The following is a 23,938-nucleotide window of genomic DNA, read 5'->3' on the forward strand; positions in this document are numbered from 1 at the left end:
GAACCGCTATAATACTGAATTTTAATGCGGCGCGCAGCCAGCGTCGCGTGACGGTGCGGGTGCTATGCTGCCAGACGGCCCTGTTGGTTCGCTTGTTTATTTCCGGAGACATTATGTTAATCGCTCAGATTTCAGACATCCATGCCGCACCGGACAATGATCACCTGCTGCGCCTGGCGCGGTCGCTGGCGTGGCTCACCCATGTGCAACCGGATGCGCTAGTGTTAACGGGCGATCTTGTTGATGGCGAGTGGCGGCAGGGTTACTGGCAGATAGCTGAGCAACTGCGCCAGCAGCATTACCCTACATTTATATTGCCGGGCAACGCCGATGATCGACGACTCATGCAAACGACATGGCATGAAAATCACTGGGCGAAAAACACCCCGGCAGACGCGCTGCATTTTGTTCAGGATATGGGCGGTTTGCGTATGCTGGGGCTGGACTCCACGGTGAATAAACAGAATTTTGGCAGCGTCGGGGAGCATCTGGAATGGCTGGAAAGACAACTCAGCGATACGCATGGACTGCCAGCGCTGCTTTTTCTGCATCATCCGGTTATCGCATCGGGCATACCGACGCTGGATGAATCAATGTGTCGCGGGCTTGATAAGCTTGAGTCGATCCTCAGACGCAACCGGGCCAGAATACTGGCTATTGCAGCCGGGCATGTGCACCGGCCCGCAGCAGGCATGTTTGCAGGGGTTCCGGCTTATATTTGTGGCTCAATTTGCCCGGCGAACCCGCTGTGGTTCGGCAGCCAGCAGGTTCCTCCGGTGAATGATCCACCGGCACTGATGGTGCACCGTTTCGCCCGCGGCGTTTTGACCAGTCATCATGTTTCTGTATAAAGTAAAAACCACGTCATTTCCTTAATCCAATCAAGACAGTTCTTTTGCCAGTCGAGGGCAATAGCATGAAAATGGATGCGTTTTCTTTTACTACTACCAACTGGCATGAAGTCGAAAGAACCGAGCATGCCGGGGAAACCGGTATGGCTTACTGGCGGACGCAGTTCTTCGGCAACGGGCCCGATAAAATGCGCGTGCGTATGGTTGAATATTCTGCCGGTTATCTCGCCGATCACTGGTGCCACAAAGGACACATTCTTTTTTGTCTGGAGGGAGAACTGGAAACGTTGCTGGAAGACGGACGCACATTTACCTTGCACGCCGGCATGAGTTATCAGGTGGGAGATAATGCGGAGCGGCATCAATCCAGAACTACCTCTGGTGCAAAACTTTTTATTGTCGACTGAGCAACGTGCGCAGTGGTGGTGTTCTGTCGTTTTTTAAAGGAAGGCTGACATATATGTCAGCCTTCCGGGAAATGTTTTTTTATTGCAGCACAGCCACGGTTAATAGCGCTACGTAAAGTGAAATAAACCGCGTTCATAACGCCATTGCATTAACGGGTCAACCTTCAGCCTCATAATGAGGCACATCGTCGCGTTCTGTTAGCCACGGCACGGTGTGCGAGCACCAGATATAGGAAACCGGCGTCTGAGCGGGATCGTCGTCCAGCGTGGCCACACGCAGAATCACGTGGCTCTGATGAGGTCTTTCAGCCATCAGATGAGATCCGCAGACTGAACAGAAATAACGCAACTTATCCGGGGAAGAATTAAATGCCGTCAGAAATTTTTCTCCCTGGGTCCACCTGAAATCCTCACGCCGCACGCGCGCTGTGGAGGTATAAGCGGCGGCGTGCGCTTTCCTGCAGGTATGACAGCAGCAATGCGTAATGCTGCCCGCCAGGCGATCGCATTCGTAGCGCACACGTTTACAGAGACAACTTCCGTTCATTTTTTCTCCTGATTCCTGTGCCGGATTATTGCATCAGCTTCAGATGGAGGAGGGGAAACGGTTTCCCCTCACCATCAACGGAAGACCGTCCAGTCACCTGAAAGCCCAGATGCTGATAAAACCCGAGCGCAGCGGTATTTTGTTCGTTAACGTCCACTTTCTTCGCTGAAAGATGACGGATAGCGTAATGGACTAACCGTGCACCGATCCCTTTTTTGTGATGAGCGGGCGAGACGAAAAGCATCTCGATATTCTCATCCTGCACGCCGATGAATCCGACAATGTCATGGTTTTCATCGCTCACTTTTCTTAAAACAACAGCATCAAAATAATTTTCCAGAATAAGCTGTCTAAGCCGCAGGATATCCTGTTCATTCAGGAAATGATGCGTTGCCCGGACGGCAGCCTCCCAGACCTGAATCAGTAAGTGATACTCTTCCTTGCTTACTTCGCTAATTGTCACTATGCCTCCTTAACATGCCAACGCGATGGCTTAACGCAATGCCTGCGCTAATCGCTGGCCAGCCGCGCATAAAGATATTCATCGCCCCACATCCCTTTGAAAAAAATATTCTGCCGGTAGTGCGCTTCACGGCGAAAATTCAGCTTTTCCAGCAGGTTTATGGCGCGAATATTACGTGTGTCTACTACGGCTGTAAGACGGTGTTTTGCAAACTGCGTGAAAAGCAGAGTAACGATGGCACTCATTGCTTCAAGCGCAAAACCCTGTTTCTGATATCCGGCATCAAATGTCATGCCGAGTTCAGCTTGTCTTCCTTCATCAAAAAAATGAATTCCGATGTCCCCTATCAGCCGGTCGTCTTCCTGATGTGCTACGGCAAACTGAAACCAGGTGTTATCGCTGTTGAATGGCAGCGCATCCTGCTGCGCATATAATTTCTCAGCGTCCTGCCGGGTAAATTCTTCCCAGCTCTGATAACGAGCAACGTCTGGCAGATTGCGATAGCGCGACAGATGCGGCAAATCAGCCAATGCCAGCTTGCGTAACACCAGGCGTTGAGTATAAATCGGCAACGTCAGTGCCATATGTTCTCCGCTGCCTGCGTGCAGGCGAGTTAAAGTAAACCGGGAGCGGTGCGTATCGCTTCAAGCCCGACGCGCTGCCCGAAAGACAGCTCCAGCGTATTGCCATCAGGATCGGCAAAAAATACGTAATATCCCACCGGTTCGCCAGCCTCTTCGGGGGCTTTGCGTAACACGCCTTCGGCGACGGCCATCGCTGTTTTACGATCGATCTCTTCGCGTGACGCACAGGCAATGCCTAAGTGTCCAAATTTACCCAGTGGCGTATCTGACACGTCATCCGCCTGCACCAGAACCAGCGCGAAAGGGCGGGTATGATCGCTCAGCCATGCCACCTTGCGGGCAGCCGGGACGTCAGGTTCACGGGTGTGTATCACCTTCATTCTTGCATAGCGGCGGTAGAAATCCATGCTCTTCTCCAGATCCCTTACCATAAACGCAACGTGGGTAAATCCAACATCGATATCCTTCATCTGCATCCTGTCTCCATTTATTGCCTCCCCGACACGACAAAAACTCAAGCCTGGTTAAGGTTAATTGCCATAAAGGGCTTGGTCGCTGCTCATTTTTCCGTGTGGAGGCGTGGTGCGTGAAACGGTACTCTCTCTTAAAATTTCAATATAACTCAACAGTTTTAAGATAAAAACGACACGGCAACGCGTGCTATATGCCTATTAATAACGTTGACGGAGCGGAAATAAAAACGATTTAATTTCCGCCTGTTTTTTAGGAAAACTAAACAATGCGAAATAGCCTGCCTTCTCTTAACGCCCTGAAGGCGTTCGAATCCGTTGCCCGGCACCTCAGCATGACCCTTGCAGGCCAGGAGTTGCACGTCACGCCCGGCGCGATCAGCCTGCACATCAGGGAACTGGAACGGCAACTGGGCCTGCCCCTGTTTCAGCGAAATGGACGCAAGCTGGCGCTGACGGCATCCGGTCAGGGCTATTACTACTCGATTGCTTCAGCTTTCAGCCTGATACGTGAAGCCACTGAAACGCTGGTGCAGGAGATACAAAAAAATACCATCACGCTGGCCTGCACCACCGGATTTGCGACCCACTGGTTACTGCCGCGGCTGGCTGATTTTGAACGTGCCTGTCCGGATATCGACCTGCGTATCAGCGCCACTTCCCGCATCCAGTCTTTCGCCACGGATGGTATCGACCTGGCCGTACGGCATGGCAACGGTTTCTGTGAGGGTTGCGTGAGTGAGAAGTTGATCGACGACGACTACCTTGCAGTCTGCATTCCTGCTGTGGCGCAGCAACTGGGGGAACCGCCGGCACTGACCGCACTCGATCGCGTCACGTTACTCCATGATATGCACCGGGAAGACTGGCAGCGCTGGCTCGCTGAAGCCGGTGTCGGGCATATTGATTCCGGTAAAGGGCCCTTGTATAGCGATGGCAGCGGGGCGTGGCTGGCGATGCTAGCCGGCATGGGCGTAGCGCTGATGCGCAGGCGATTTGTTCAGGCCAACCTGGCATCCGGTGAAGTGGTGGCACCGTTTCCAAATACGCTGAATACCGGACACGCGTACTGGCTTATTACGCCCCACGAAGCGCTGCTGCGTTCTGCCGTGGTAAAAGTAAGAGCCTGGCTCATGCAGCAGTCCACAGAATAGAACAGCGTCCGGCATTTCTTCATATCAACAAGACATAGTAAATTTCTGAGCAAGCCGATATAACAGGTTCAGGATATTTCACCTGCAGAGGATATCATGGCGCTTTCACACGAATTAATGCTGATCTACACCACTTATTTTGTGGCAACGGCCAGCCCTGGTCCGAGTAATATGGCGATTATGGGAACGGCGATGAATAAAGGGCGCGGTGCCGCCTTAGCGCTTGCGGGCGGGGTAATTGGCGGCTCAATGCTGTGGGCGCTGCTGGCGGCCTGCGGGGTATTAACCGTTTTGGCGACGTTTGCCCAATTGCTGCTGGTGTTGAAAATCGGCGGCGGGTTATATCTGTTGTGGCTGTCATACAAAGCCGGTAAATCTGCGTTAACCCGCACTGCTGCCGATAAAACCGTTATCAGCGATCACCGTGTTGCGTATGGCGCGTTATTTCGTCAGGGAATTTTGATGCACGTCGGTAATCCGAAAGCCATTTTAACCTGGGTCGCGATCATGTCCGTCGCGCTCAAACCGGACGCTGCAGCCTCGACCTTACCGCTGATTATTCTCGGCTGTGCGGCGATTTGCGTCGCAGTATTTTGCGGCTATGCGCTGATATTTTCCACCGCAGCAATGAACGCGTTTTACCGTCGTATCCGCCGGGGATTAGATGCGCTATTAGCCTGCTGTTTTGCCATTGCCGGACTGAAACTGGTGTTGAGTCGTCAATAAAGTAAATTTTTAACCTCAGGTTCGCCCTCCATAGCAACAGGCCGCTCAGTTAAGTAAACCACCATGAGCAGCCTGGTTGTCGCGGCGCAACGCATCGCGCCCTGCTTCAGGCCGTCACTCCGGTGTGATAACCGCGCCTAGAGTCTTGATCTCAAATGTGTTTAGATACCTGAACGTCAAAGCCTGTGAATCGTTGCCATGAATCTAAAGGAAACTATCGTCCGCGAGTTCAGTGAATTATCGCCAGAACTACAGCGGGCTGCCGAATTCTCACTGCAGAATGCCAATCAACTGGTGGTGCAATCCATGCGCACCTTTGCGCAGCAGGCCGGGGTGAAACCGGCAACGTTGCTACGTCTGGCGAAACGGCTGGGCTATAACGGCTGGAGTGAACTCAAAGACGCATTCATCGATGATATCGGCCTGCGCAATGATACCTATGTCTCGAAAGCGGAAAAGCTTGTGGCCGCCGGCACGCAGCCGCAGCTGTATGATGCGATGTTCCAGGCCCACCAGACCAACCTGGCCTTTACGCAGGAGGAAAACCGCCAGGCAATGGAACAGGCCGTGACCTTACTCGATGCGGCTGACAATGTTTACATCTGCGGCTTCCGCGCCAGCTTTCCGATCGCCTGGTCATTATTTTATGTGTATCGGTTGTTCAATCGTCAGGTGTCACTGGTGGATGGTCTGGCGAGCAACATCGAAGTTTTCACGCGTGAACTGACCGCCGCGGATTGCCTGTTGCTTACCAGCTTTGCCCCTTATTCACGCGAATCACTTGATGTACTGCGCGCAGCGCAGCAGGCGGGTGCAAAGATCATCGCCATCACCGACTCACCGGTCTCGCCGCTGGCGCAGGCCGCTGATTGCTCGCTCCGGTTTTCACTGGACAGCCCATCGTTCTTCCCGTCTGTCGTCTCTGGCATGGGCCTGGCAGAGTGTCTGCTGGCGATGCTGGTGGCCCGTCATGGACGTGATGCGGTCAGTAAAATTGAAAATGCCGAACGCTATTTAATCGATTCCGGCGCTTACGTGCATGCCGGCAAATCCTGACAGATGATTCATTTGTATCTGTCATAAGAATATTGAATGCGATTGAATCATTATTGCGTTGACGTGATTCAAATGGATCCTGCAAGATACGTTTCAACAACGAAGCGTATTCAGGAGCAGGACCAGCATGAGCCGTATCATTCACCGCAGTCTGCGCAGCGTGCCCGCCGTGGCCACGCGCGCACACGGGGCCTACATTTTTGATGCACAGGGAAAGCAGTATCTTGATGCCTGCGGTGGCGCCGCCGTTTCCTGCCTGGGCCACGCCCATCCTGACGTCCTCGCAGCTATGCATCGTCAAATCGATCAACTGGCTTATGCGCATACCAATTTCTTCACCAGCGATACCGTTGAACAGCTCGCCGAACAGTTAACGCGCACCGCACCGGGCGATCTTAACTATGCCTATTTCGTATCGGGCGGTTCTGAGGCGGTGGAAACCGCGCTGAAACTGGCCCGGCAATACTTTGTTGAGATCGGACAGCCCGCGCGTACCCGTTTCATCGCCCGCAAACAGAGCTACCACGGCAATACGCTGGGCGCGCTGGCGGTGGGTGGCAACGAATGGCGCCGGCGTCAGTTCGCACCCCTGTTAATCGACGTGATTCGCGTTTCCGCCTGCAATGAGTATCGCGATCGCCGTGCCGATGAAACCCAGCAGCAGTATACCCAGCGGCTATTGAGCGAGCTGGAGCAGGCGATTGTCGATGCGGGCCCGGAAACGATTATTGGCTTCTGCGCGGAGACGGTGGTCGGTGCGACCAGCGGTGCCACGCCGCCGACGCCGGGCTATCTGCAGGGTGTACGTCGCCTGTGCGAAAAGTACGACATTTTGTTTATCGCCGATGAGGTGATGTGCGGAATGGGGCGTACCGGCACACTGCACGCGTTCGAACAGGATGGCGTGGTACCTGATTTGGTCACCATCGCCAAAGGACTGGGTGGCGGTTATCAACCCATCGGCGCGGTGCTGGCCAGTGAGAAGATCGTGTCTGCGCTGCAGGCTGGCAGCGGTCTGTTCCAGCATGGACACACTTATATTTGTCATGCGACAGCCGCTGCGGCGGCGTTAGCAGTACAGCAGGTGATTGAGCGCGACCATCTGCTGGAGGCGGTTCAGCAGCAGGGCGCTTATCTGCACAAGGCGCTTCGCGACGTGCTGGGGGAGTTACCGCACGTGGGTGATACGCGCGGCCGCGGCCTGTTTGCCGGTGTGGAGCTGGTGCGTGATAAAGCCACAAAAACCCCGTTCGATCCGGCGATGAAACTTCACGCAGCCATCAAGGCCAACTGTATGGCGCGCGGTTTGCTGGTCTATCCGATGGGCGGCACGCTGGACGGGCAATATGGCGACCATATTTTAATTGCCCCACCGTTTATCGTCACCCCGCAACAACTGGATTTTGTCGTGGATACGCTGAACACCGTGATACGTGAAGAGACCGGCAAATTATGATTAACCGATTACCGCCGCTGGCAGAGCAGGACTGGGATGAGCAGCAACGTCCGCTCGCGGAAGAGATTATCAACGGGCCGCGCGGCGCGCTGCTGCCCCCGTTTGAGCCGCTGCTGCGCAGCCCCGAGTTAATGGCACATGCACAGCGTATGGGGGAATATCTGCGCTATCGCAGTGCGCTGGGCCAGCGGTTATCGGAACTGGCGATTTTAATGACGGCAAGGCACTGGTCACAGCCGGTAGAGTGGGCAATCCATGCGCCGATAGCGCGCGAAAAGGGGATTTCTGCTGCAGCGGTGCAGGCCATCAATGAAAAACGTCAGCCCGCGGATTTGCAGCCTGATGAGTGGGTGATTTATCAGTTTTGCCAGCAGTTACATCAGCAACAGAAAATCAGTGATGCCACCTGGCAGCAAGCCATCGAATTATGGGGCGAGAAGGGCGTGGTGGATTTGATAGGCATTAACGGCTATTACAGTTTTCTCTCGATGATCATGAACGGCGCACAGACGCCGGTACCCTTTACGCAGGATCACTTGCTTCCTGCATAAGTTGTCGCATTACTCCGGGCGTACCTGATGCGCCCATTATATTAACCACCTTCTTTGACCATGTCCGCCGGATTATTTCGCTGGATGACGATCATTGCACGCTACATTACTGACGCTGAGGGTTATTATGTCTGCATTTTTAAATAAACTAAAGGTTACACTGGCATTGGTTGCCTGTTCCGCCAGTTTTATCGCTGCGGCGCAGGATAAATTAACTGTCGGGGTTGATACGGCTTTTGTTCCTTTCGAATTTAAGCAAGGTGATAAATACGTCGGCTTTGACATTGATTTATGGGATGCCATCGCGAAGAAAATGCATGTCAGCTATGAATTACACCCAATGGACTTTGGTGGCCTGATTCCGGGGCTGCAATCACGGAATCTGGATGTCGCGATGGCAGGCATTACTATTACCGATGCGCGTAAGCAGGTGGTGGATTTCAGCAACGGTTATTATGACGCCGACTTATTAATGGCTGTCAAAAGCGATGATAACAGCATTAAAAAATTCAGCGATTTAACCGGCAAGAAAGTGGGCCTGAAACAGGGCACGGCCGCAGCCAGCTTTATGAAAAGTAAATACAAGGCAAATTATGTTGAGTTTCCTAATATCGACCACGCCTATCTGGATCTGCAGGCCGGCAACCTTGATGCGGTGGTCCACGACTCGCCCAATGTGCTGTACTACGTGAAAACGGCGGGCGATGGCAAAGTGAAAGCCAGCGGTGAAAACGACACGATTCTGCCGCAGCAGTATGGCTTTGCCATGCAGAAAAACAGCAGCCTGACGCCTAAGATCAACGCCGCGCTGCAGGCCCTGCGCGCGGATGGGACTTACAGCAAAATTTACATGAAATGGTTTGCTAAGCAGCCGAAATAATCCTGCCAGGCCGGAGCTCTCCGGCCTTGTTTAGCGTTTACAGGTTAAATTATGAATTTTGACAGTAAATATATTTGGGAATCTCTGCCGCTACTGCTGCAGGGTCTGCAGCTGACCTTGATTATTTCGCTGTCAGGTCTGCTGGGCGGTTTTATTATTGGCTTACTGGCGGGAACCTGCCGTGCTCTGGGCGGAAAAATCGCCAAAACGCTGTCACTTATTTTTGTCGAGCTTATTCGCGGTACGCCCATCATGGTGCAGGTAATGTTTATCTATTTTGCACTGCCGATGGTGTTGCCGATAAGAATTGATCCCGTTACCGCCGCGATCGTGACCATTGTGATTAACTCCGGTGCCTACATTGCTGAAATTACCCGGGGCGCGATCCTCTCAATCAATAAAGGCTTTAAAGAAGCGAGTCTGGCGATGGGCTTATCGCAGCGCAGTACGCTGTGGTATGTCATTATGCCTTTAGCGTTACGCCGCATGATTCCGGCTTTGGGTAACCAGTGGATTATCAGTATTAAAGATACCTCACTGTTTATTGTGATTGGCGTGGCAGAACTGACGCGTCAGGGGCAGGAGATCATTGCGGGTAATTTCCGTGCGCTGGAAGTGTGGACGGCGGTCGCCATGATTTATCTGCTGGTGACGTTATGCCTGAGCTTTTTACTGAAGCAGCTGGAAAAAAGGATCCATATTTTATGAGCATGGTTGAATTTAACGCAGTGTCGAAAAATTTCGGCGCCACGCAGGTCCTGCATAATATCAATTTAAAAATTGAGTCCGGCGAGGTGGTGGTGATTATTGGCCCTTCAGGCTCGGGTAAATCAACGCTATTACGCTGCATCAACAAACTGGAAGAGATTTCATCCGGAACGCTGCTGGTCGCCGGAATGCACATCACCGACCCGCATGCGAATGAATGTGATATCCGCCGCGAAGCCGGCATGGTGTTTCAGCAGTTTCACCTGTTCCCGCATCTGACTGCACTGGAGAACGTGATGTTCGGCCCGATTCGCGTGCGTCATCAAACGAAAGCCGCGGCGCGCGAGCAGGCGCTGGCGCTGCTGGAGCGCGTTGGCTTGCGCGATCGCGCCAGCCACTATCCGTCTGAACTTTCCGGGGGCCAGCAGCAACGCGTGGCGATTGCCCGGGCACTGGCCGTCAGGCCGAAAATGATGCTGTTCGATGAGCCAACCTCCGCGCTGGATCCGGAGTTACGTCATGAAGTGCTGAAAGTGATGCGCTCGCTGGCTGAAGAGGGCATGACCATGGTGATTGTGACGCATGAGATTGGCTTTGCCCGCGATGTGGCTTCGCGGCTGATCTTTATTGATGGCGGTACCATTGCCGAAGATGGGCCACCTGATATGCTGCTGACTGCCAGCCGTAATCCGCGTCTGAAAGAATTTCTGCAACATGTATCCTGAAATGAAGTGAAATAACGCTATGAAAAAACTCGACTTCCGTGGTTCGGCTTTTGTTATTGGTCAGCAACTCGGTGACTTTGGCCGTGATGCCTGGCATAACAAACTCACGCATACCCGTCTCTGGCAAACGGTCACCGCCATGAAAGATACGCAGCAAATCCGCAATATGCGCGCGCGGGTCCAGCGCCAGTTTCCGCTGATCTGGCAGGAGCTGGAAGGACTGGCTGAAGGATTACAGGTACCGATTGACGAGGTGTTTGCGTGGAACTGCCGGGGCGATCTGGTGCGTTCTACTTCGGATGGCTGCACCACGGTGGCGGGAAAAAGTGCCAGCGGGGAGTTGATCATTGCGCACAACGAAGATGGCTTTCCCCAGCTGCGTGACGACTGTGCGCTGGTCACCGTGACCCCCGATGACGGGCTCGCGTTCACCAGCTTCGCCTATCCGGCATCACTTTGCGGTCACACTTTTGCCGTTAATGAAAAGGGCATCGTTAACACCGTCAATAACATTCGCGCACAGCATCGTCCGGATGGCGTGCCGCGCCAGATCATTGCCCGCGCGTCGCTGAACGCGACCACGCTGGATGAAGCGATCGCCATACTTAGCGCCACGCCGCGCGCCGGCGCGTTTCACCACACGCTGGGGCAGCAGGGCGATAGCCGCCTGTTCAGTATTGAAGCGACAGGCTCAGGCTGTTCAGTGATCCCACTGACTGCGCCTTTCGGGCACGCTAACCATCTTATTCACCCGCAGCTTGCCGCCGTCGAACAGGTGGTCACCGCCAGTTCCGGCTCGCGCCAGCAGCGTCTGGAGACATGGCTGACGACGCAAACGGCGGTAGATGGCGCGGCGGCTAAGGCGATTTTATCGGATCAGCAGGATGCAGCATTGCCGATTTACCGGCTGTCGCCGCAGGATCCGGATGAGGAAAATACCCTCGCCACGGCTGTTTTTACCCTGAGTGACGACGCGGTGACGTGGCAGATCTTCACGCGCGACCGCCAGCGCGCCGCTTTGCAATCTGCTGGTCGTCAATGAGGTGGTATTTTTAATCTCCACCGCCCATCACTGAAGCCGTACAGTGATTGCTGGCAGCGCGCTAACCCGCGCTGCCAGCAATACTGACTATGTTACTCGTGGAAACGCGCTTCTTCGGACATCAGACATCCGTCGCTGAAACTCCAGTCATCGACGGTGTTAAACTGAATAATCACCATCACATCCTGCGGATCGATATCCAGCGATTGCGAGAGTTGCTGACACAATCTGCGACACAGCTTGTGCTTCTGTTCGCGGCTGCGCGGCTTGCCCGCAGTAATCATGAACTGAACAAAATTCTCTGAACGCCCGCGGCTTTTATAGTGGCGATCAAACACCCTTAGCCGCGCCGGCAGTTCTTCAAATACCTGAAAGCGGTCGCCGGGTGGAACGGCAAATTCGACCTCCAGACTCTGTTGCAGGATGTCGGAAATCTGCGTTAATTGCGCGTCGCTATAACCCTGACGCAGTATGATGCGGGTAAAAGGCATGAGGGTTACGCCTCTTCCAGACAGCTTAGCGCTGACACCGCCGCCGGCCAGCCGGCATAAAAGGCCAGATGGGTGAACACTTCGACGATCTCTTCTCGTGCCAGGCCATTTTGTTGCGCGAATTCGATATGCCACGGCAGCTGTTGCACCCGCCCCAGCGCCGTCAGTGCGGCCAGCGTAATCAGGCTGCGTTCGCGCGGCGTAAGCGCGTCACGTTGCCAGATGTCATCGAAAAGAACCTGCTGACTGAGTTCGGCCAGCTTTGGCGCGATGCGCGCCAGCGTTTTACTATCGAGTGTTTTTGCCATGATGTTTCTCCGTATTGACTCAGCCGCGATTGTGGCGAAACATAACCATCCTGAAAATCAAATAAAACACCGTCATTCATCCCATAAATCAGGACGATTATGCAAAAGTTAGCTCAGACGCTGGATCTGGATGCGTTGCGCAGTTTTGTCACCGGCATGGAGTGTGGCAGTTTTGCGCAGGCCGCCGTGCGGCTCTGTCGATCCACTTCGGCGGTCAGCGCCCAGCTGAAAAAGCTGGAGCAGCAATGTGGCAGCAAGCTGGTGGTGAAAAGCGGGCGTCATCTGGCGTTAACCCTTGAGGGGGAAGTGATGATGGGTTATGCCCGTCGTCTGCTGGCATTGAACGACGAAGCACTGTGCACCTTCAGCGGTGTAGGGCTGCAGGGGGAAGTGCGCCTTGGCATGCAGGAAGATTTTGGCGACACCCTGATGCCCGGTATTCTGGGCGAATTTACACGTCACCATCCCGGGCTGCAGATCATCGCCCGCGTGGCGCGTAATCAGGAGCTGCTTGCAGCGCTGGACAGCGATGCTCTTGATATGGCGCTGCTGTGGCAGGCACAACCGCTGCAGCGTAAAGGCGTATTGATCGGTCAGTTCCCGCTGGAGTGGATCGCCCACCCCGACTGCGACGTCAGCGCGATGATAAGCCAGGGCGAACCGCTGCCGCTGGTGATGTTTGATAATCCATGCCTGATGCGCTCGCGCGCCATCGACAGTCTGGACCGGGCGGGCATTGCATGGCGAATCGTGTTTGTCAGCCTTAGCCTGAGCGGCATCTGGGCGGCGGTGCGGGCCGGTCTGGGGATCACCGTGCGCACGCGGGTCGGCATGCCCGCTAACCTGGTGAGCGCTGGCAATGTTTTGCCGCCGCTGGGCGCGCTGGGCGTTACGCTGGAACAAAAAAGTGGCAGCCAGACTGAGCCGAATGCGCAAAACCTGCTGGCCAGACTGATGGAAAATGCGCTGCGCAGCATAGAGCCGTTACCGGGTCTGCGGCCCGCCTGAATTGCTGCGCTAATCGCTGCGACAGTTACTTCGCAATCAGCAGCGCATCGGCGATATCCAGCATGGCGCGCAGGCGGTCCATGTGCCGCAGATCCTGATGATAGCCTACCCAGATATCGCGTGAAGGCGGCGGCTGTGGGGTTGGAATCCGCTGCAGTCCGGCGGTGGCATCGCCCAGCGGCTGGGGTAACACCGCCACGCCCATGCCGCGCCGGCACATCTGCGCCTGCACCGCCCGGCTGGTGCTGGTAAAAGCCCGCCGTGACTGTGGAAATTGATCGAGCAGCCAGACGACGTCCGGAAAATGCGCTTGCGCGGTATTCATCAGGATCAGCCCCACTGAGGCGGGATCGTGCTGCAATGCGCGGGCATTTTCAGGCGTGCCGTATAACGCATAGGGCATGCTCATCAGGCGCCGCTGGACAATATCCGGCTCGGTAAAAGGCACAATGCGAAAAGCCACGTCGGCATCGCGCCGCGACAGATTGAGCAAACGGTAGCTGGCGATAATTTCTGGCACGATAGCGGGATGGCGCTGTGTCAGCTCGCTCAGTACCGGTGCCAGCACAGCGGTGGCAAACCACTCGGCACAGGATATGCGCAAAATGCCTTCCAGCCGCGGGTGATTGCCTGCAAGCCGTCTCTCCATCGCCAGCGCAGCATTTTCCATACTTTCCGCCAGGCCCAGCACGGCGTCACCGGCATCGGTTAACACCAGGCCATCCGGCGTGCGGCGAAACAGCGCCTGATGGGCCTGCGCTTCAAGCACCTTAATGCGACGACCCACGGTCGGATGGCTAACGCCGAGCCGGCGCGCGGCCTCGCCATAGGATCCGCTGCGCATCACCGCCAGAAAGATCCGTACATCGCTCCATTCCATTGCGCTTGCTCCCGTTCAAAAATGAACGTCGAATATACAAAAATGGCAGTTCTCAAACAACTTTGTAGCTATCACCATAACGGCATCATCCAGACTGAACAGATTGAGGATTGCAGAACATGAAGAAGCTTCAGGACAAAGTCGCCCTCGTAACCGGCGCATCTAAAGGCATTGGTGCGGCGATTGCCCGCCAGTTGGCCGCCGACGGCGCAAAGGTCGTCGTCAACTATGCCGCCGATAAAAACGAGGCGGATAAGGTGGTCGCCGCTATTGAGGCCGCCGGTGGCTCGGCGGTGGCGCTGGCAGCGGATGTCACCGATCAGTCGCAGGTTGAGGCACTCATTCAATCTACCCTCGCGCAGTTTGGCCGGCTGGACATCGTGGTGAACAATGCCGGCGTGTATCAGTTTGCGAAGATCGAAGAGAGCAGCGAAGCGCTGTATCGCAAGCAATTTGACATCAATGTGCTCGGGCCGCTGCTGGTGACGGGCGCCGCCGTGCCACATCTGGGCGAGGGCAGCAGCATTATTAATATCAGCTCATTTGTAACGCGGGTATTTCTGGCGGAGAGCGCTATCTATAGCGGCAGCAAAGGCGCGATTGATGCCATTACCGGCGTGCTGGCGCGCGAACTCGGCCCGCGCGGCATCCGCGTCAACGCGGTCAATCCGGGGTTAATCGAAACCGAAGGCACGCACAGCACCGGCGCGATGGGATCGGAGTTTCAGCGCTGGAACGAAAGCCAGACGCCGCTTGGCCGTATTGGCCAGGTGCAGGATATTGCGCCGATTGTGGCTTATCTCGCTTCCGACGATGCCGGATGGGTGACGGGCGAGGTGATGATGGCGTCTGGCGGCATGCGTTAACGGGAGAAAAGGATGCATCAGATGATGGTGGTATGTGTCGGCGATGAAACCCATCGCTTTGACCGCGACTATTATACCCACACGCACCTGCCGCTGGCGCTGGCGTGCTGGCAGGATTATGGGCTCATTTCGGCGGAAGCGTTCTATCCCGCTTCAGACCGCAGCGGCTGGCTTTCCATCGGTGTTTACACGTTTGGCTGTCAGCAGGATGTCAACCGGGCGCTGGAGTCCGAACAAACCAAAAGGGTGATGGCAGATGTGGTGCATTTTACCGACGCCACCACGGTGATTCGCAGCCATTTCATTCCCTTCTGAACGGCAGCGACGCCGCCGCGCGGTTATGCCTTCCATTCACCGGTTTGACAGCCTGCTTAATGAACGCATTGTGCATTAAGCAGGCATCCCGGCAGCAAAAACGGGACGCGCTGGTGCCAAATCAGGACAAACCAATCCCTGAATCTGGTACGTGGCGCTGCCTTTTGCTATTTCATGTGTGAGCTATCACCGCAGCAGCACACAGGACGCAAACATGAATTTTTACAGCAGCAGAGAATTTACGGGTTCCAAAGCCTGGGAGTCTCAGCATATTGCCAGCTTTGATAACACCAGCGTTAAACTGCACTGGACCGATCAACCCTACAAATGGCATATCAATGACGGACAAGAGGTGTTTGCCGTTATGGATGGTTGCGTTGACATGTTCTACAAACAAGCGGGTGAAGTGAGAACCCAACGATTAACCACCGGCGATATTTTTTATGCCAGCGAAGGCACTGAACACGTGGCACATCCGCAGGGTGTAGCCCGGGTGCTGGTGATTGAACAAGCGGGATCGGTTTGATGCGACGCCTAAACCCCGGTTATTTCACGATCGACGAAGCCTGATCAGCGCGATTACCGGCTATGACGCGCCGGCGATGACAGTCGGCGGGATCGAGCCGTTCTCCCCGGGCAGAATAAACGGCCAGTTCAGGTAACGGTTCGCCGTTGGCGTTATCCAGCAATACCGAGTGTGTCTCGCCTTTTTCAAATAAATAACGCTCTCCCCACTGGCGCATCGCCACGACGATTGGGAAGACGGCTCGTCCCCGTTCGGTCAGCACATATTCCTTGTAGGCGCTGCCATCTGACGCCGGACAACTCTCAAGCACACCGACTTCGACCAGCAGTTTCAGCCGTGACGCCAGGATATTTTTTGCCAGTCCAAGGTTTTTCTGGAAATCACTGAAGCGGCGCACATCATCAAACGCTTCACGGATGATCATCAGACACCAGCGTTCGCCAATCACCTCCACGGTCCGGGCGACCGGGCATTCGCTGGTTCTGAGCGCTTCCTGTTTGGCCATCTTCTCTCTCACTCTGCTGATTTACTGACGGCAGCTTAGCCTTCAGTAAAACAAGTTGCAAAAAAAAACCTCCGCTGCTACTTATAGAATAAATCGGTTTCAAAAAAAAACCACATAGGAATGCAACATGACTTGCACCAGTGACACCCCTGCAACCTCTGAGGTGCCTCTTTCGCCGGCGACGTCCTCAGTGCTGTCGCCTCACATCATTTTTCTGTTCTCACTGACCTGCGCGCTGGCTGTCGGCAATGTCTATTCTGCCCAGCCATTGCTGGAATCCATCTCCGCAACGCTGCAGGTTTCGCCCGGCACCATCGGCCTGGCTATCACGGCAACACAGGCGGGTTATGCCATGGGATTGTTCTTACTGGTGCCGCTCGGCGATCGCTTTGATCGCAAAAAGCTGGTGGTCACGCACCTGCTGCTGTCGGTGCTGGCACTGATCGCGGCGGCGTTAGCAAAGAGTTTTCTGGCGCTGCTGGTGGCGATGCTGCTGGTGGGACTGATGGCGGTGGTGACGCAAACCGTGGTGGCGTGGGCCGCTATCCTGTCGGCACCGGCTCAGCGTGGCAAGGTGGTAGGCAGCGTCACCAGTGGCATCGTCATGGGCATACTGCTGGCGCGGCTGGTCTCTGGCATCATCGCCGATATCGCCGGCTGGCGGGCGGTGTATATGACCTCAGCCGCGCTGATGCTGCTGATTACCGTGCTGCTGATGAAAGTGATACCTGCTGCCGGTCCGCAGAACACAGCCACTTCCGTGGCCGGGCTGCTGGGGTCTGTCCCGCGTCTTTTTGTCACCGAGCCTTTGCTGCGTCAGCGTGGCGCGCTGGCTCTGCTGATTTTTGCCGCGTTCAGCATGTTGTGGAGTTCCATGGTTTTGCCGCTCACGGCCATGTCGCTTTCCCATACGCAAACAGGGCTGTTTGGTCTGGCTGGAATAGCCGGAGCGCTGGCGGCTTCCAGAAGTGGCGCCTGGGCTGACAGGGGAACCGGGCAGCGCGCCAGCGGATGCGCACTGGTTTTATTAACGCTCTCGTGGCTCCCGATCGCCTTCGCGCAGGCCTCATTATTGTTGCTGGTTATTGGTGTGATCATGCTGGATTTCGCCGTGCAGACGGTGCATGTCATCAACCAGAGCATGCTGATTGCCGGCAAACCCGCTATCACCAGCCGGCTTATCGGTGCCTATATGTGTTTTTATGCGACAGGCAGCGCGCTGGGCGCTATTGCTGCCACCCAACTCTATGCGCACTGGGGATGGTATGCCGTGTGCGGCGGCGGGGCACTGGTCAGTGCCTGCGCACTTATTCTCTGGTATGGAACACGTCAATCATGAAATTATCACACCTGCTGCTGGCCATCGGTATTACCGCCATCTGGGGCATTAATTTTTCGGTGATTAAATTAGGGCTGCACGCCATCGATCCGTTTATTCTGGCAGGGCTGCGTTTTACGTTGTGTGCCATCCCGGCGCTCTTCTTTATTAAAAAACCTGACGTCCCGTGGCGCTACCTTATTGGTTACGGCTTGGTATTCGGCATTGGCTTGTGGGGCCTGGTGAATCTGGGGATAAAAACCGGGCTGTCGGCGGGGATCGCCTCGCTGGTGCTGCAGTTCAGTGCCTTTTTCACTCTGCTGCTCGGCAGTTATGTGTTCAAAGAACAGCTCAGCCGCTATCAGATCGCTGGCTTTGTGCTGGCGTGCAGCGGATTGATGAGCATTGTGTTTATTACCGACGGCTCGGTGACGTTTGCCGGGTTGCTGCTGGTGCTGGCAGGCGCCATAGCCTGGAGTATTGCCAATATCATCATGAAAAAAGCCGGCACGAAGCAGGTATTCGCGTTTCTGGTCTGGTCGAGCGCCTTTTCGCCGCTTCCGCTTTTTCTGCTGGACGGATTAATTAATGGCAGCGCGGGCTACAGCGCATTAATCAGCCATATGGATACCCATGCGATATTGTCCATTCTGTTTCAGGTCTACCCCAATACGTTATTAGGCTACTGGATCTGGAATTCATTGCTTAAACAGTATCCTGTCTCCACCGTCGCGCCATTATCGCTGCTGGTGCCGGTATTCGGCATTCTCGGTTCGATGATGATATTTGGTGAAGCTATTTCTCCGATGAAAATCGTGGCGCTGGTACTGATTATTACCGGGCTGGCGGTTGGCTTATATGGACAACGCATCAAACGTTATTTCATTCCGCAGTCGGATTCGCTGTGATCAGCAGCCCGCTGATGAGCCGTGATCCGACAAGAGCGGGCATCCCGCCCGCTCTCTCTGTCAGTGAAAATCCGCTTACTGCACCACGAAACGCGCGACTGAGCCTTCCAGTGTCGACGCCTGATCGCGCAGTGCGCTGGCGGCGGCCGATGATTCCTGCACCAGCGCGGCGTTCTGCTGCGTCACGCTGTCCATCTGAACGATAGCGACGCCGACCTGCGAAATGCCGCGATTCTGCTCATCGGATGCCTGCGCGATTTCGGCGAGGATGCTGGTTACGTTGCCAACGGAATGTACAATTTCATCCATGGTTTTACCGGCCTGACCCACCAGCTGTGAACCACTGCTGATACGCGCGACCGATTCGCCAATCAGGGTTTCGATCTCTTTGGCCGCCTGAGCGCTGCGCTGCGCCAGACTGCGCACCTCACTGGCGACCACGGCAAAGCCGCGTCCCTGCTCACCGGCGCGCGCTGCTTCTACTGCTGCGTTTAACGCCAGGATATTGGTCTGGAAAGCAATGCTGTTAATGACGGTGGTGATTTCGGCGATTTTGCCGGAGCTGGCACTGATCTGGTCCATGGTTTCAACCACGCCTTTGACCAGCGAGCCGCCCTGATTAGCCTTCTCGGAAGTGGCACGCGCCAGTTCGCTGGAGTGATGAATGTTTTCCACGTTCTGCTTCACGGTAGCGGTTAACTGCTCCATGCTGGCTGCCGTCTGCTCCAGCGCGGCCGCCTGCTCCTCGGTGCGGGCGGAAAGATCGTTATTGCCTGCAGCAATTTCTGCGGAAGCGTGGCTGACCTGCATCACGCCGCTGCGAATGTTACCAATGATGCCGCGCAGATCGTTGCTCATCTCACCGACCGCCTGCATCAGCTCGCCCAGTTCGTCCTTACGCGAAGTTTGCAGCTGTACGCTCAAATCTCCCTGCGCAATCTGCCGCGCGACGTTCAGTGTTACCGCTAAAGGACGGGTAATCTGCCGGGTGATAAACACCGCAATCAGAATGCTGATTACCACAGCCGCCGCCAGGATCAGCGACATCCACAGGATTGCCCGGGCGATATCCTGGTGCGTGGCGGCCAGCTGCTGGGTAAATAATTGATTACTGGTATTGGTCAGATGCAGGCCCGCGATGGCAAGCTGGCGGGTCGCTTCCACTTCTTCTTCCGCGGAGGCGTTGTAGTCCTGCACGCTGTCGCGTCTGGCCGCCAGCGTTACGGCAATTTTATCCAGCGCGTTGCTGTCATCAGCGCTCAGGCGTGGTCGAGCCTGGTCAATGAGTTGAATCGTTTCAGCTATAAAGCCTGACAAAGCCAGACGGTTTTCTTCACTGTTGTCCAGTGCCATCAGCTTTACACGAATACTGATACCATTCAGATATTTAGCGATTTCATTGAGCGCGGTTGCCGTATCCTGCTGTGTGCTGACGTAGTTTCTGGCCAGCGCGGCAACCGCCGTGGTTTCGTCACTGAAGCGCAGCGCCTGCAGAATACTCTGGCGCTTATGCACTTCGTTCACCGTTTCTGCACGATGCTGACGATAAAGGTTCATCGCAGCCGGCAGAGAGGCAATCAGCGCGGTCTGCGCGCTATCCCATCGCCAGGTTTTTAGCTGGTTAATACTGCCCTCAATCGCCTGCAGTCGCGATTCGTTGTCGGCAATGAATTTTTCATCGTGGGTTTTTACGTATTGCAGGCGGGCATCTTTAGCCTGCGCAAACTGATCGTTAATGCCTTTCAACTGGCTGAGTTTTTCCGCACGTTCCGCGATGTCGTGCAGGTTTTTGATGCCACAGGAAGCTACAGCAATGCTGAGGATAAGCAGCACACCAAACCCGAGCATGAGTTTTCTGCTGACTCTGATATCTTCCAAAAAAACACGTATTTTTTTCATTAAGGTGAATCTCCCTGGTTGTTGTTGTCCACGCTTTTGCCTGATGGCAATGGCGTTATCGGCAGGGAGATGATTAATTTCAATTAAAATAATTAAAAAACATATAATCACCTAAATTTATTAGATGAGCTATGCTTGGGGAAGGGCTGCAACGGTAGGGCAGGCGTGGAGCTCGGGTTTTCTGTTTTAGACTGGTACTGATTTTGGCGGATAGCGGTGCGGGGGAAAGTATTGACGCAACCTGCCGGTTTGTCAAAGCGCCGGGATTTCAGGCGAAGGGCCCGATAGCCCTCAGGCCAGGCGTTGCGCCTGAGGACATTCCGCTACGCCTGAAATCCTCAGGACTCCGCTGGCTGGTTCGTCAGCCACTGAGCGGCGCTGGTGGTGGCAATGTGTTCGCGGTAGTTAAACGTCTCCTGTTTAGGCCATGCCACACCGTCCGGACGGGCAAAGGCCAGCCGGTAGGCCGCGCCAGTGTCACGGGGATGACGCTCTGCATCTTCCCTTAGCCTTTCCCGGCTAAGTAATACTCGCCTGACCGCGCTTTGCCAGTGAGATTGCATCAGGTCAGCCAGCTCTGCGTAAGTCAGCGTATCGCCAGCGATATAAACAATGTCGTTCTGAAAAGCGGGCTGATGAAAGAAGATATCGGCTGTCAGCTGCCCGATATCGTCTGGCGTGGTGAGTGTCAGGGCATAGTTCCAGTCGCCGAGGGCATAAACCGTTTTATTCCCGGCATCGATCACGCCAAAATCGGGTTCAAACAGATAGCTGGTAAAAATACCGGTCGAAACAATTACCCAGTCAGTGTTGCTTTGGGCGCGCAGCAGGTGGCGCACTTCAAGCTGCTCATCCCACACCGGTTGCCCACTCTCTTTGCCGATAACGTCATAATCCACGCCAAACTGCCAGGGAAAATAGCGGGCGACACCCGCCTTCAGCACGGCCTGAGTGATTCTTAGCTGCGTTCCCGGCCCGCCGACAAAACCACTGCAATTAATGATGGCATCATAAGTGCGAAATAATGCTGAGAGTTCGCTCAGGCTATTTTTCTGCAGGTCGCCTTCCACCACAGTGATATTTAGCTTTTGCAGCGCATCCAGCCGGGTTTTAAGTGGGCCGGACGTGGCATGTGCAGCCTCGCTTCTGAGTAATACACTTATTTTGATCAGCGGATGCTGCTGCACTTTTTTAGGCATGGCGTTTAACACCGCCATGCCTAATTCTCCTGCGCCGAGGATAAGAATATTTTCGACATGTTGATCAACGGGTAGCATGCTTGTCTCCTTAGGTTATATCCGTCATCCTGACAGCGGACAAACCCTGATTCAATCAGGTACACCCGTGATACCGGAGGAGAGATGGAACCCAATCGCGAAGCCCTGCTGCAGTTTTCCAGACAATTTTGTGAGGCGTTGAGTCACGATGATGAAACATTAAAGCGTGAAATTCTTTCACACGCCGGCAATCGCTGGTCGCTGGGTGTATTGCATATTCTGGTCACCCATGGACCGTTGCGCCATGCAGAAATGGGTCGTTTACTACAGGGGGTCACACAACGAATGCTGACGCGCACACTGCGTACGCTTGAGCGTGACGGCCTTATATCCCGTTGTGATTATCAGGAAAAAGTACCGCGTGTCGTCTATACGGCCACGGACGCGGGCGAAGAAATGATGATGAAAATGATGCCGCTCTGGGCGTGGATTATTTCGTCGGCCGACTATTTTAAGCAAAGCAGGATTACGTTTGATACTCCTGATCAGTAATGGCATTAAATTGCGCGATGACGACCTTGCTGAGGATGCGTGATTATTTCCCTGCTGCCAATAGTGCAAATTTTTTTGCACTCTTAATCCTGTCCCGGTTTTGACAGGTTGTCTCGTGAGAATTCACGCATTGAGAGCAGCACGGGCATCAGATTATGGCCTGCATGCGTGAGTGCGTATTCAACACGTGGGGGCTGTTCACCAAAATCAGTGCGGGTTATCAGCCCATCACGTTCAAGCTTGCGCAGATGTTGAGTCAGGACTTTATGCGATATCTCCGGCATACTCTTCATGAATTGCGAGTGACGCATCACAGGCTCCGCAAATAATCTGAATAAAATCTGCAGTGTCCATCTGCCGGAAATAATAGTTAAACATTGTGTGACATAAGCGACCGAACCTTCTGGTCCGAGACAACGTGTTTTCTCCTCATCGCCTACAGGCACTTTCAGGTGCGTAATTGATTCATTCATCAGTTTATTTTCCAATAGATTTTTCACGTATTCTGGAGAACAGTAATGGATCTGAAACTCGACGGCAAAATTGCTCTGATAACGGGTAGCACCAAAGGTATTGGAGAAGCGGTAGCCAGAGGGCTTGCCGCTGAAGGCACCCGCGTTATTATACATGGCCGGGACCCAGCTAAAGCTGAAAATATCGCCAGCGATATCATAAAGCAAGGTGGACAAGCATACGCAGTAACGGGAGATTTAACCCGTGAGGCAGATATTCAACTGCTTTATCAGCAAGTCTGTTCGCTTGTACAATCCGTTGATATTGTTGTTAATAATGCGGGTGGCTCCGGCCCCACAGAGGACTGGACGTCTTCTTTGCCAGAAACCTGGGCGGCTGGGTATGATAAAAACGTCCTTTCAGCCTTACGTGTCATTAATCTTTTTCTTCCTGGGATGCGTGAACACAAATGGGGCAGAATCATTAATATTTCGAGCCTGGCAGCGTTGATGCCTCCCGCCAGGCGTCCGGATTATGCTGCTGCTAAAGCAGGGATTATTGCCATGACCTCATCGCTGGCAAAAGCGGTCGCACACGATGGCGTAACCGTAAATACTCTCTCACCGGGTACTATTCATAGTGCAAGTCTGGAAAAAGCATTTCGTCAAACGGCCAAAGATGCAGGGCTTTCAGCTGACGCGCCATGGGAAGATATTGAACAGGCCGTATTGCCCCTGTATGCCAATGTGCCCATGGCGCGCGTAGGGGCGCTCAAAGAAATAGCGGACGCCATCACCTTTCTGGCCAGCCCGTTGTCGGGTTACATAACGGGTTCAAATTTAAGGCTTGATGGCGGTATGTGGCCCGGACTTTAAAGCCAGCCGCACAACATCCTGAATAAAATCTCTGTTTCAGCTACTACTTCATTCGATGACATCATCAGAGCCGATTTAATTATCAGAACTTAGCAGGCTGCTGTTGCAGCCCTGCTTATAGCCTAACGTCATCCTCTTCATGATGCGCGCAGTTCCGGTCGGTATGCCCAATCCTGTTTATTGACAGTCCACGCCTG

At 54.4% G+C, this 23,938-nt stretch carries 30 protein-coding genes; 19 read left to right on the top strand and 11 right to left on the bottom strand.

What is annotated here, in order from left to right; all coding sequences use genetic code 11:
• Positions 1-113 precede the first annotated feature (113 nt).
• Positions 114-851, top strand: a complete 738-nt coding sequence (locus F3I21_RS10485; RefSeq protein WP_141495798.1) for a metallophosphoesterase — start codon at positions 114-116, stop codon at positions 849-851.
• Positions 852-916: 65 nt separating this feature from the next.
• The gene (locus tag F3I21_RS10490; protein ID WP_141495799.1) at positions 917-1,258 is read left to right on the top strand and encodes a DHCW motif cupin fold protein; all 342 of its coding nucleotides are present in this window, start codon (positions 917-919) and stop codon (positions 1,256-1,258) included.
• A gap of 157 nt (positions 1,259-1,415) precedes the next feature.
• Here the strand turns inward: F3I21_RS10490 and F3I21_RS10495 are convergent, their stop codons facing one another.
• Genes F3I21_RS10495 through F3I21_RS10510 form a run of 4 tightly spaced genes read right to left on the bottom strand, consistent with a single transcriptional unit; the run spans position 1,416 to position 3,322 of the window.
• Positions 1,416-1,805 (bottom strand): GFA family protein, encoded by a 390-nt coding sequence (locus tag F3I21_RS10495; RefSeq protein WP_150058848.1) that lies wholly within the window; start codon positions 1,803-1,805, stop codon positions 1,416-1,418.
• Positions 1,806-1,830: 25 nt separating this feature from the next.
• Positions 1,831-2,268: an acetyltransferase gene (locus F3I21_RS10500; protein WP_088517457.1), complete on the bottom strand. Its 438-nt coding sequence runs from the start codon at positions 2,266-2,268 to the stop codon at positions 1,831-1,833.
• A 47-nt stretch (positions 2,269-2,315) separates the two neighbouring features.
• Positions 2,316-2,846: a GNAT family N-acetyltransferase gene (locus F3I21_RS10505; RefSeq protein WP_104187793.1), complete on the bottom strand. Its 531-nt coding sequence runs from the start codon at positions 2,844-2,846 to the stop codon at positions 2,316-2,318.
• A gap of 35 nt (positions 2,847-2,881) precedes the next feature.
• Entirely contained in the window at positions 2,882-3,322 is a 441-nt protein-coding gene (locus tag F3I21_RS10510) for a VOC family protein (RefSeq protein ID WP_150058849.1), read from the bottom strand.
• A gap of 269 nt (positions 3,323-3,591) precedes the next feature.
• On the opposite strand from F3I21_RS10510, the gene gcvA reads away from it, so the two are divergent.
• The 9 genes from gcvA (at position 3,592) to F3I21_RS10555 (ending at position 11,620) form a co-directional block, all read left to right on the top strand.
• Positions 3,592-4,476 carry a transcriptional regulator GcvA gene (gcvA, locus tag F3I21_RS10515; RefSeq protein WP_104187642.1) on the top strand — a complete coding sequence of 295 codons (885 nt, stop codon included), beginning with the start codon at positions 3,592-3,594 and terminating at the stop codon, positions 4,474-4,476.
• Between the two features lie 96 nt (positions 4,477-4,572).
• A complete protein-coding gene (locus F3I21_RS10520; protein WP_058776142.1) occupies positions 4,573-5,202 on the top strand; it encodes a LysE family translocator in 630 nt (209 codons plus the stop codon).
• A 198-nt stretch (positions 5,203-5,400) separates the two neighbouring features.
• Positions 5,401-6,258 carry a MurR/RpiR family transcriptional regulator gene (locus F3I21_RS10525; RefSeq protein WP_021508824.1) on the top strand — a complete coding sequence of 286 codons (858 nt, stop codon included), beginning with the start codon at positions 5,401-5,403 and terminating at the stop codon, positions 6,256-6,258.
• 127 nt (positions 6,259-6,385) lie between these two features.
• Positions 6,386-7,714: an aspartate aminotransferase family protein gene (locus F3I21_RS10530; RefSeq protein ID WP_150058850.1), complete on the top strand. Its 1,329-nt coding sequence runs from the start codon at positions 6,386-6,388 to the stop codon at positions 7,712-7,714.
• On the top strand, positions 7,711-8,265 hold the full coding sequence (locus F3I21_RS10535; protein ID WP_176428143.1) for a carboxymuconolactone decarboxylase family protein: 555 nt from the start codon (positions 7,711-7,713) through the stop codon (positions 8,263-8,265). Before F3I21_RS10530 ends, F3I21_RS10535 begins: the two co-directional genes overlap by 4 nt.
• Positions 8,266-8,392: 127 nt before the next feature.
• A complete protein-coding gene (glnH, locus tag F3I21_RS10540; RefSeq protein WP_150058851.1) occupies positions 8,393-9,145 on the top strand; it encodes a glutamine ABC transporter substrate-binding protein GlnH in 753 nt (250 codons plus the stop codon).
• A gap of 51 nt (positions 9,146-9,196) precedes the next feature.
• Positions 9,197-9,853, top strand: coding sequence for a glutamine ABC transporter permease GlnP (glnP, locus tag F3I21_RS10545; RefSeq protein WP_021508828.1), 657 nt, complete (start codon positions 9,197-9,199; stop codon positions 9,851-9,853).
• A 2-nt stretch (positions 9,854-9,855) separates the two neighbouring features.
• Positions 9,856-10,578, top strand: coding sequence for a glutamine ABC transporter ATP-binding protein GlnQ (gene glnQ, locus F3I21_RS10550; protein WP_058759243.1), 723 nt, complete (start codon positions 9,856-9,858; stop codon positions 10,576-10,578).
• 19 nt (positions 10,579-10,597) lie between these two features.
• A complete protein-coding gene (locus F3I21_RS10555; RefSeq protein WP_150058852.1) occupies positions 10,598-11,620 on the top strand; it encodes a C45 family peptidase in 1,023 nt (340 codons plus the stop codon).
• A gap of 92 nt (positions 11,621-11,712) precedes the next feature.
• Here F3I21_RS10555 and F3I21_RS10560 read toward each other — a convergent pair whose 3' ends face one another.
• Positions 11,713-12,111: a tautomerase family protein gene (locus F3I21_RS10560; protein WP_132463383.1), complete on the bottom strand. Its 399-nt coding sequence runs from the start codon at positions 12,109-12,111 to the stop codon at positions 11,713-11,715.
• Between the two features lie 5 nt (positions 12,112-12,116).
• The gene (locus tag F3I21_RS10565; RefSeq protein ID WP_021508832.1) at positions 12,117-12,419 is read right to left on the bottom strand and encodes a carboxymuconolactone decarboxylase family protein; all 303 of its coding nucleotides are present in this window, start codon (positions 12,417-12,419) and stop codon (positions 12,117-12,119) included.
• 87 nt (positions 12,420-12,506) lie between these two features.
• Between F3I21_RS10565 and F3I21_RS10570 the strand changes: the two genes are divergently transcribed.
• Positions 12,507-13,427 carry a LysR substrate-binding domain-containing protein gene (locus tag F3I21_RS10570; RefSeq protein ID WP_370515528.1) on the top strand — a complete coding sequence of 307 codons (921 nt, stop codon included), beginning with the start codon at positions 12,507-12,509 and terminating at the stop codon, positions 13,425-13,427.
• 25 nt (positions 13,428-13,452) lie between these two features.
• Here F3I21_RS10570 and F3I21_RS10575 read toward each other — a convergent pair whose 3' ends face one another.
• The gene (locus tag F3I21_RS10575; RefSeq protein WP_058758955.1) at positions 13,453-14,307 is read right to left on the bottom strand and encodes a LysR family transcriptional regulator; all 855 of its coding nucleotides are present in this window, start codon (positions 14,305-14,307) and stop codon (positions 13,453-13,455) included.
• A gap of 119 nt (positions 14,308-14,426) precedes the next feature.
• On the opposite strand from F3I21_RS10575, the gene F3I21_RS10580 reads away from it, so the two are divergent.
• The 3 genes from F3I21_RS10580 to F3I21_RS10590 all read left to right on the top strand — a co-directional run bounded on the left by F3I21_RS10580 (position 14,427) and on the right by F3I21_RS10590 (position 16,014).
• The gene (locus tag F3I21_RS10580) at positions 14,427-15,173 is read left to right on the top strand and encodes an SDR family NAD(P)-dependent oxidoreductase (RefSeq protein ID WP_150058854.1); all 747 of its coding nucleotides are present in this window, start codon (positions 14,427-14,429) and stop codon (positions 15,171-15,173) included.
• Positions 15,174-15,194: 21 nt separating this feature from the next.
• Positions 15,195-15,488, top strand: a complete 294-nt coding sequence (locus F3I21_RS10585; protein WP_223815658.1) for an EthD family reductase — start codon at positions 15,195-15,197, stop codon at positions 15,486-15,488.
• Between the two features lie 214 nt (positions 15,489-15,702).
• A complete protein-coding gene (locus F3I21_RS10590; protein WP_058758957.1) occupies positions 15,703-16,014 on the top strand; it encodes a hypothetical protein in 312 nt (103 codons plus the stop codon).
• A 19-nt stretch (positions 16,015-16,033) separates the two neighbouring features.
• On the opposite strand, the gene F3I21_RS10595 is transcribed toward F3I21_RS10590, so the two are convergent.
• Positions 16,034-16,519 carry a helix-turn-helix domain-containing protein gene (locus F3I21_RS10595; RefSeq protein WP_058781018.1) on the bottom strand — a complete coding sequence of 162 codons (486 nt, stop codon included), beginning with the start codon at positions 16,517-16,519 and terminating at the stop codon, positions 16,034-16,036.
• A 127-nt stretch (positions 16,520-16,646) separates the two neighbouring features.
• Here F3I21_RS10595 and F3I21_RS10600 point away from each other — a divergent pair, with 127 nt between their 5' ends.
• Complete coding sequence (locus F3I21_RS10600) at positions 16,647-17,858, top strand: MFS transporter (RefSeq protein ID WP_150058855.1); 1,212 nt, start codon at positions 16,647-16,649, stop codon at positions 17,856-17,858.
• A complete protein-coding gene (locus tag F3I21_RS10605) occupies positions 17,855-18,745 on the top strand; it encodes an EamA family transporter (RefSeq protein ID WP_132463365.1) in 891 nt (296 codons plus the stop codon). The genes F3I21_RS10600 and F3I21_RS10605 overlap by 4 nt, the downstream gene beginning before the upstream one ends.
• Positions 18,746-18,820: 75 nt before the next feature.
• Here the strand turns inward: F3I21_RS10605 and F3I21_RS10610 are convergent, their stop codons facing one another.
• Both F3I21_RS10610 and F3I21_RS10615 read right to left on the bottom strand, forming a co-directional pair.
• Positions 18,821-20,593 (bottom strand): methyl-accepting chemotaxis protein, encoded by a 1,773-nt coding sequence (locus F3I21_RS10610; protein ID WP_223815660.1) that lies wholly within the window; start codon positions 20,591-20,593, stop codon positions 18,821-18,823.
• A 389-nt stretch (positions 20,594-20,982) separates the two neighbouring features.
• Positions 20,983-21,921 carry an aromatic alcohol reductase gene (locus F3I21_RS10615; RefSeq protein WP_150058856.1) on the bottom strand — a complete coding sequence of 313 codons (939 nt, stop codon included), beginning with the start codon at positions 21,919-21,921 and terminating at the stop codon, positions 20,983-20,985.
• An 84-nt stretch (positions 21,922-22,005) separates the two neighbouring features.
• On the opposite strand from F3I21_RS10615, the gene F3I21_RS10620 reads away from it, so the two are divergent.
• Positions 22,006-22,413 (top strand): helix-turn-helix domain-containing protein, encoded by a 408-nt coding sequence (locus F3I21_RS10620; RefSeq protein ID WP_150058857.1) that lies wholly within the window; start codon positions 22,006-22,008, stop codon positions 22,411-22,413.
• Between the two features lie 83 nt (positions 22,414-22,496).
• Here F3I21_RS10620 and F3I21_RS10625 read toward each other — a convergent pair whose 3' ends face one another.
• Positions 22,497-22,901, bottom strand: a complete 405-nt coding sequence (locus F3I21_RS10625; protein WP_220094766.1) for a helix-turn-helix domain-containing protein — start codon at positions 22,899-22,901, stop codon at positions 22,497-22,499.
• Positions 22,902-22,931: 30 nt separating this feature from the next.
• Here F3I21_RS10625 and F3I21_RS10630 point away from each other — a divergent pair, with 30 nt between their 5' ends.
• Complete coding sequence (locus F3I21_RS10630) at positions 22,932-23,741, top strand: SDR family NAD(P)-dependent oxidoreductase (RefSeq protein WP_150058858.1); 810 nt, start codon at positions 22,932-22,934, stop codon at positions 23,739-23,741.
• Positions 23,742-23,938: the final 197 nt, after the last annotated feature.

This window comes from Pantoea sp. B_9 (genome assembly GCF_008632015.1).
GTDB classification, from domain to species: Bacteria; Pseudomonadota; Gammaproteobacteria; order Enterobacterales; family Enterobacteriaceae; genus Pantoea; species Pantoea dispersa.

What these genes read in the sequence shown, in the direction of transcription:
- F3I21_RS10485 (WP_141495798.1), top strand. Translation starts at nt 114, where the DNA reads ATGTTAATCGCTCAGATTTCAGACATCCATGCCGCACCGGACAATGAT.
- F3I21_RS10490 (WP_141495799.1), top strand. Translation starts at nt 917, where the DNA reads ATGAAAATGGATGCGTTTTCTTTTACTACTACCAACTGGCATGAAGTC.
- F3I21_RS10495 (WP_150058848.1), bottom strand. Translation starts at nt 1,805, where the DNA reads ATGAACGGAAGTTGTCTCTGTAAACGTGTGCGCTACGAATGCGATCGC.
- F3I21_RS10510 (WP_150058849.1), bottom strand. Translation starts at nt 3,322, where the DNA reads ATGAAGGATATCGATGTTGGATTTACCCACGTTGCGTTTATGGTAAGG.
- gcvA (WP_104187642.1), top strand. Translation starts at nt 3,592, where the DNA reads ATGCGAAATAGCCTGCCTTCTCTTAACGCCCTGAAGGCGTTCGAATCC.
- F3I21_RS10520 (WP_058776142.1), top strand. Translation starts at nt 4,573, where the DNA reads ATGGCGCTTTCACACGAATTAATGCTGATCTACACCACTTATTTTGTG.
- F3I21_RS10525 (WP_021508824.1), top strand. Translation starts at nt 5,401, where the DNA reads ATGAATCTAAAGGAAACTATCGTCCGCGAGTTCAGTGAATTATCGCCA.
- F3I21_RS10530 (WP_150058850.1), top strand. Translation starts at nt 6,386, where the DNA reads ATGAGCCGTATCATTCACCGCAGTCTGCGCAGCGTGCCCGCCGTGGCC.
- F3I21_RS10535 (WP_176428143.1), top strand. Translation starts at nt 7,711, where the DNA reads ATGATTAACCGATTACCGCCGCTGGCAGAGCAGGACTGGGATGAGCAG.
- glnH (WP_150058851.1), top strand. Translation starts at nt 8,393, where the DNA reads ATGTCTGCATTTTTAAATAAACTAAAGGTTACACTGGCATTGGTTGCC.
- glnP (WP_021508828.1), top strand. Translation starts at nt 9,197, where the DNA reads ATGAATTTTGACAGTAAATATATTTGGGAATCTCTGCCGCTACTGCTG.
- glnQ (WP_058759243.1), top strand. Translation starts at nt 9,856, where the DNA reads ATGGTTGAATTTAACGCAGTGTCGAAAAATTTCGGCGCCACGCAGGTC.
- F3I21_RS10555 (WP_150058852.1), top strand. Translation starts at nt 10,598, where the DNA reads ATGAAAAAACTCGACTTCCGTGGTTCGGCTTTTGTTATTGGTCAGCAA.
- F3I21_RS10560 (WP_132463383.1), bottom strand. Translation starts at nt 12,111, where the DNA reads ATGCCTTTTACCCGCATCATACTGCGTCAGGGTTATAGCGACGCGCAA.
- F3I21_RS10565 (WP_021508832.1), bottom strand. Translation starts at nt 12,419, where the DNA reads ATGGCAAAAACACTCGATAGTAAAACGCTGGCGCGCATCGCGCCAAAG.
- F3I21_RS10575 (WP_058758955.1), bottom strand. Translation starts at nt 14,307, where the DNA reads ATGGAATGGAGCGATGTACGGATCTTTCTGGCGGTGATGCGCAGCGGA.
- F3I21_RS10580 (WP_150058854.1), top strand. Translation starts at nt 14,427, where the DNA reads ATGAAGAAGCTTCAGGACAAAGTCGCCCTCGTAACCGGCGCATCTAAA.
- F3I21_RS10585 (WP_223815658.1), top strand. Translation starts at nt 15,195, where the DNA reads ATGATGGTGGTATGTGTCGGCGATGAAACCCATCGCTTTGACCGCGAC.
- F3I21_RS10590 (WP_058758957.1), top strand. Translation starts at nt 15,703, where the DNA reads ATGAATTTTTACAGCAGCAGAGAATTTACGGGTTCCAAAGCCTGGGAG.
- F3I21_RS10595 (WP_058781018.1), bottom strand. Translation starts at nt 16,519, where the DNA reads ATGGCCAAACAGGAAGCGCTCAGAACCAGCGAATGCCCGGTCGCCCGG.
- F3I21_RS10600 (WP_150058855.1), top strand. Translation starts at nt 16,647, where the DNA reads ATGACTTGCACCAGTGACACCCCTGCAACCTCTGAGGTGCCTCTTTCG.
- F3I21_RS10605 (WP_132463365.1), top strand. Translation starts at nt 17,855, where the DNA reads ATGAAATTATCACACCTGCTGCTGGCCATCGGTATTACCGCCATCTGG.
- F3I21_RS10610 (WP_223815660.1), bottom strand. Translation starts at nt 20,593, where the DNA reads ATGCTCGGGTTTGGTGTGCTGCTTATCCTCAGCATTGCTGTAGCTTCC.
- F3I21_RS10615 (WP_150058856.1), bottom strand. Translation starts at nt 21,921, where the DNA reads ATGCTACCCGTTGATCAACATGTCGAAAATATTCTTATCCTCGGCGCA.
- F3I21_RS10620 (WP_150058857.1), top strand. Translation starts at nt 22,006, where the DNA reads ATGGAACCCAATCGCGAAGCCCTGCTGCAGTTTTCCAGACAATTTTGT.
- F3I21_RS10630 (WP_150058858.1), top strand. Translation starts at nt 22,932, where the DNA reads ATGGATCTGAAACTCGACGGCAAAATTGCTCTGATAACGGGTAGCACC.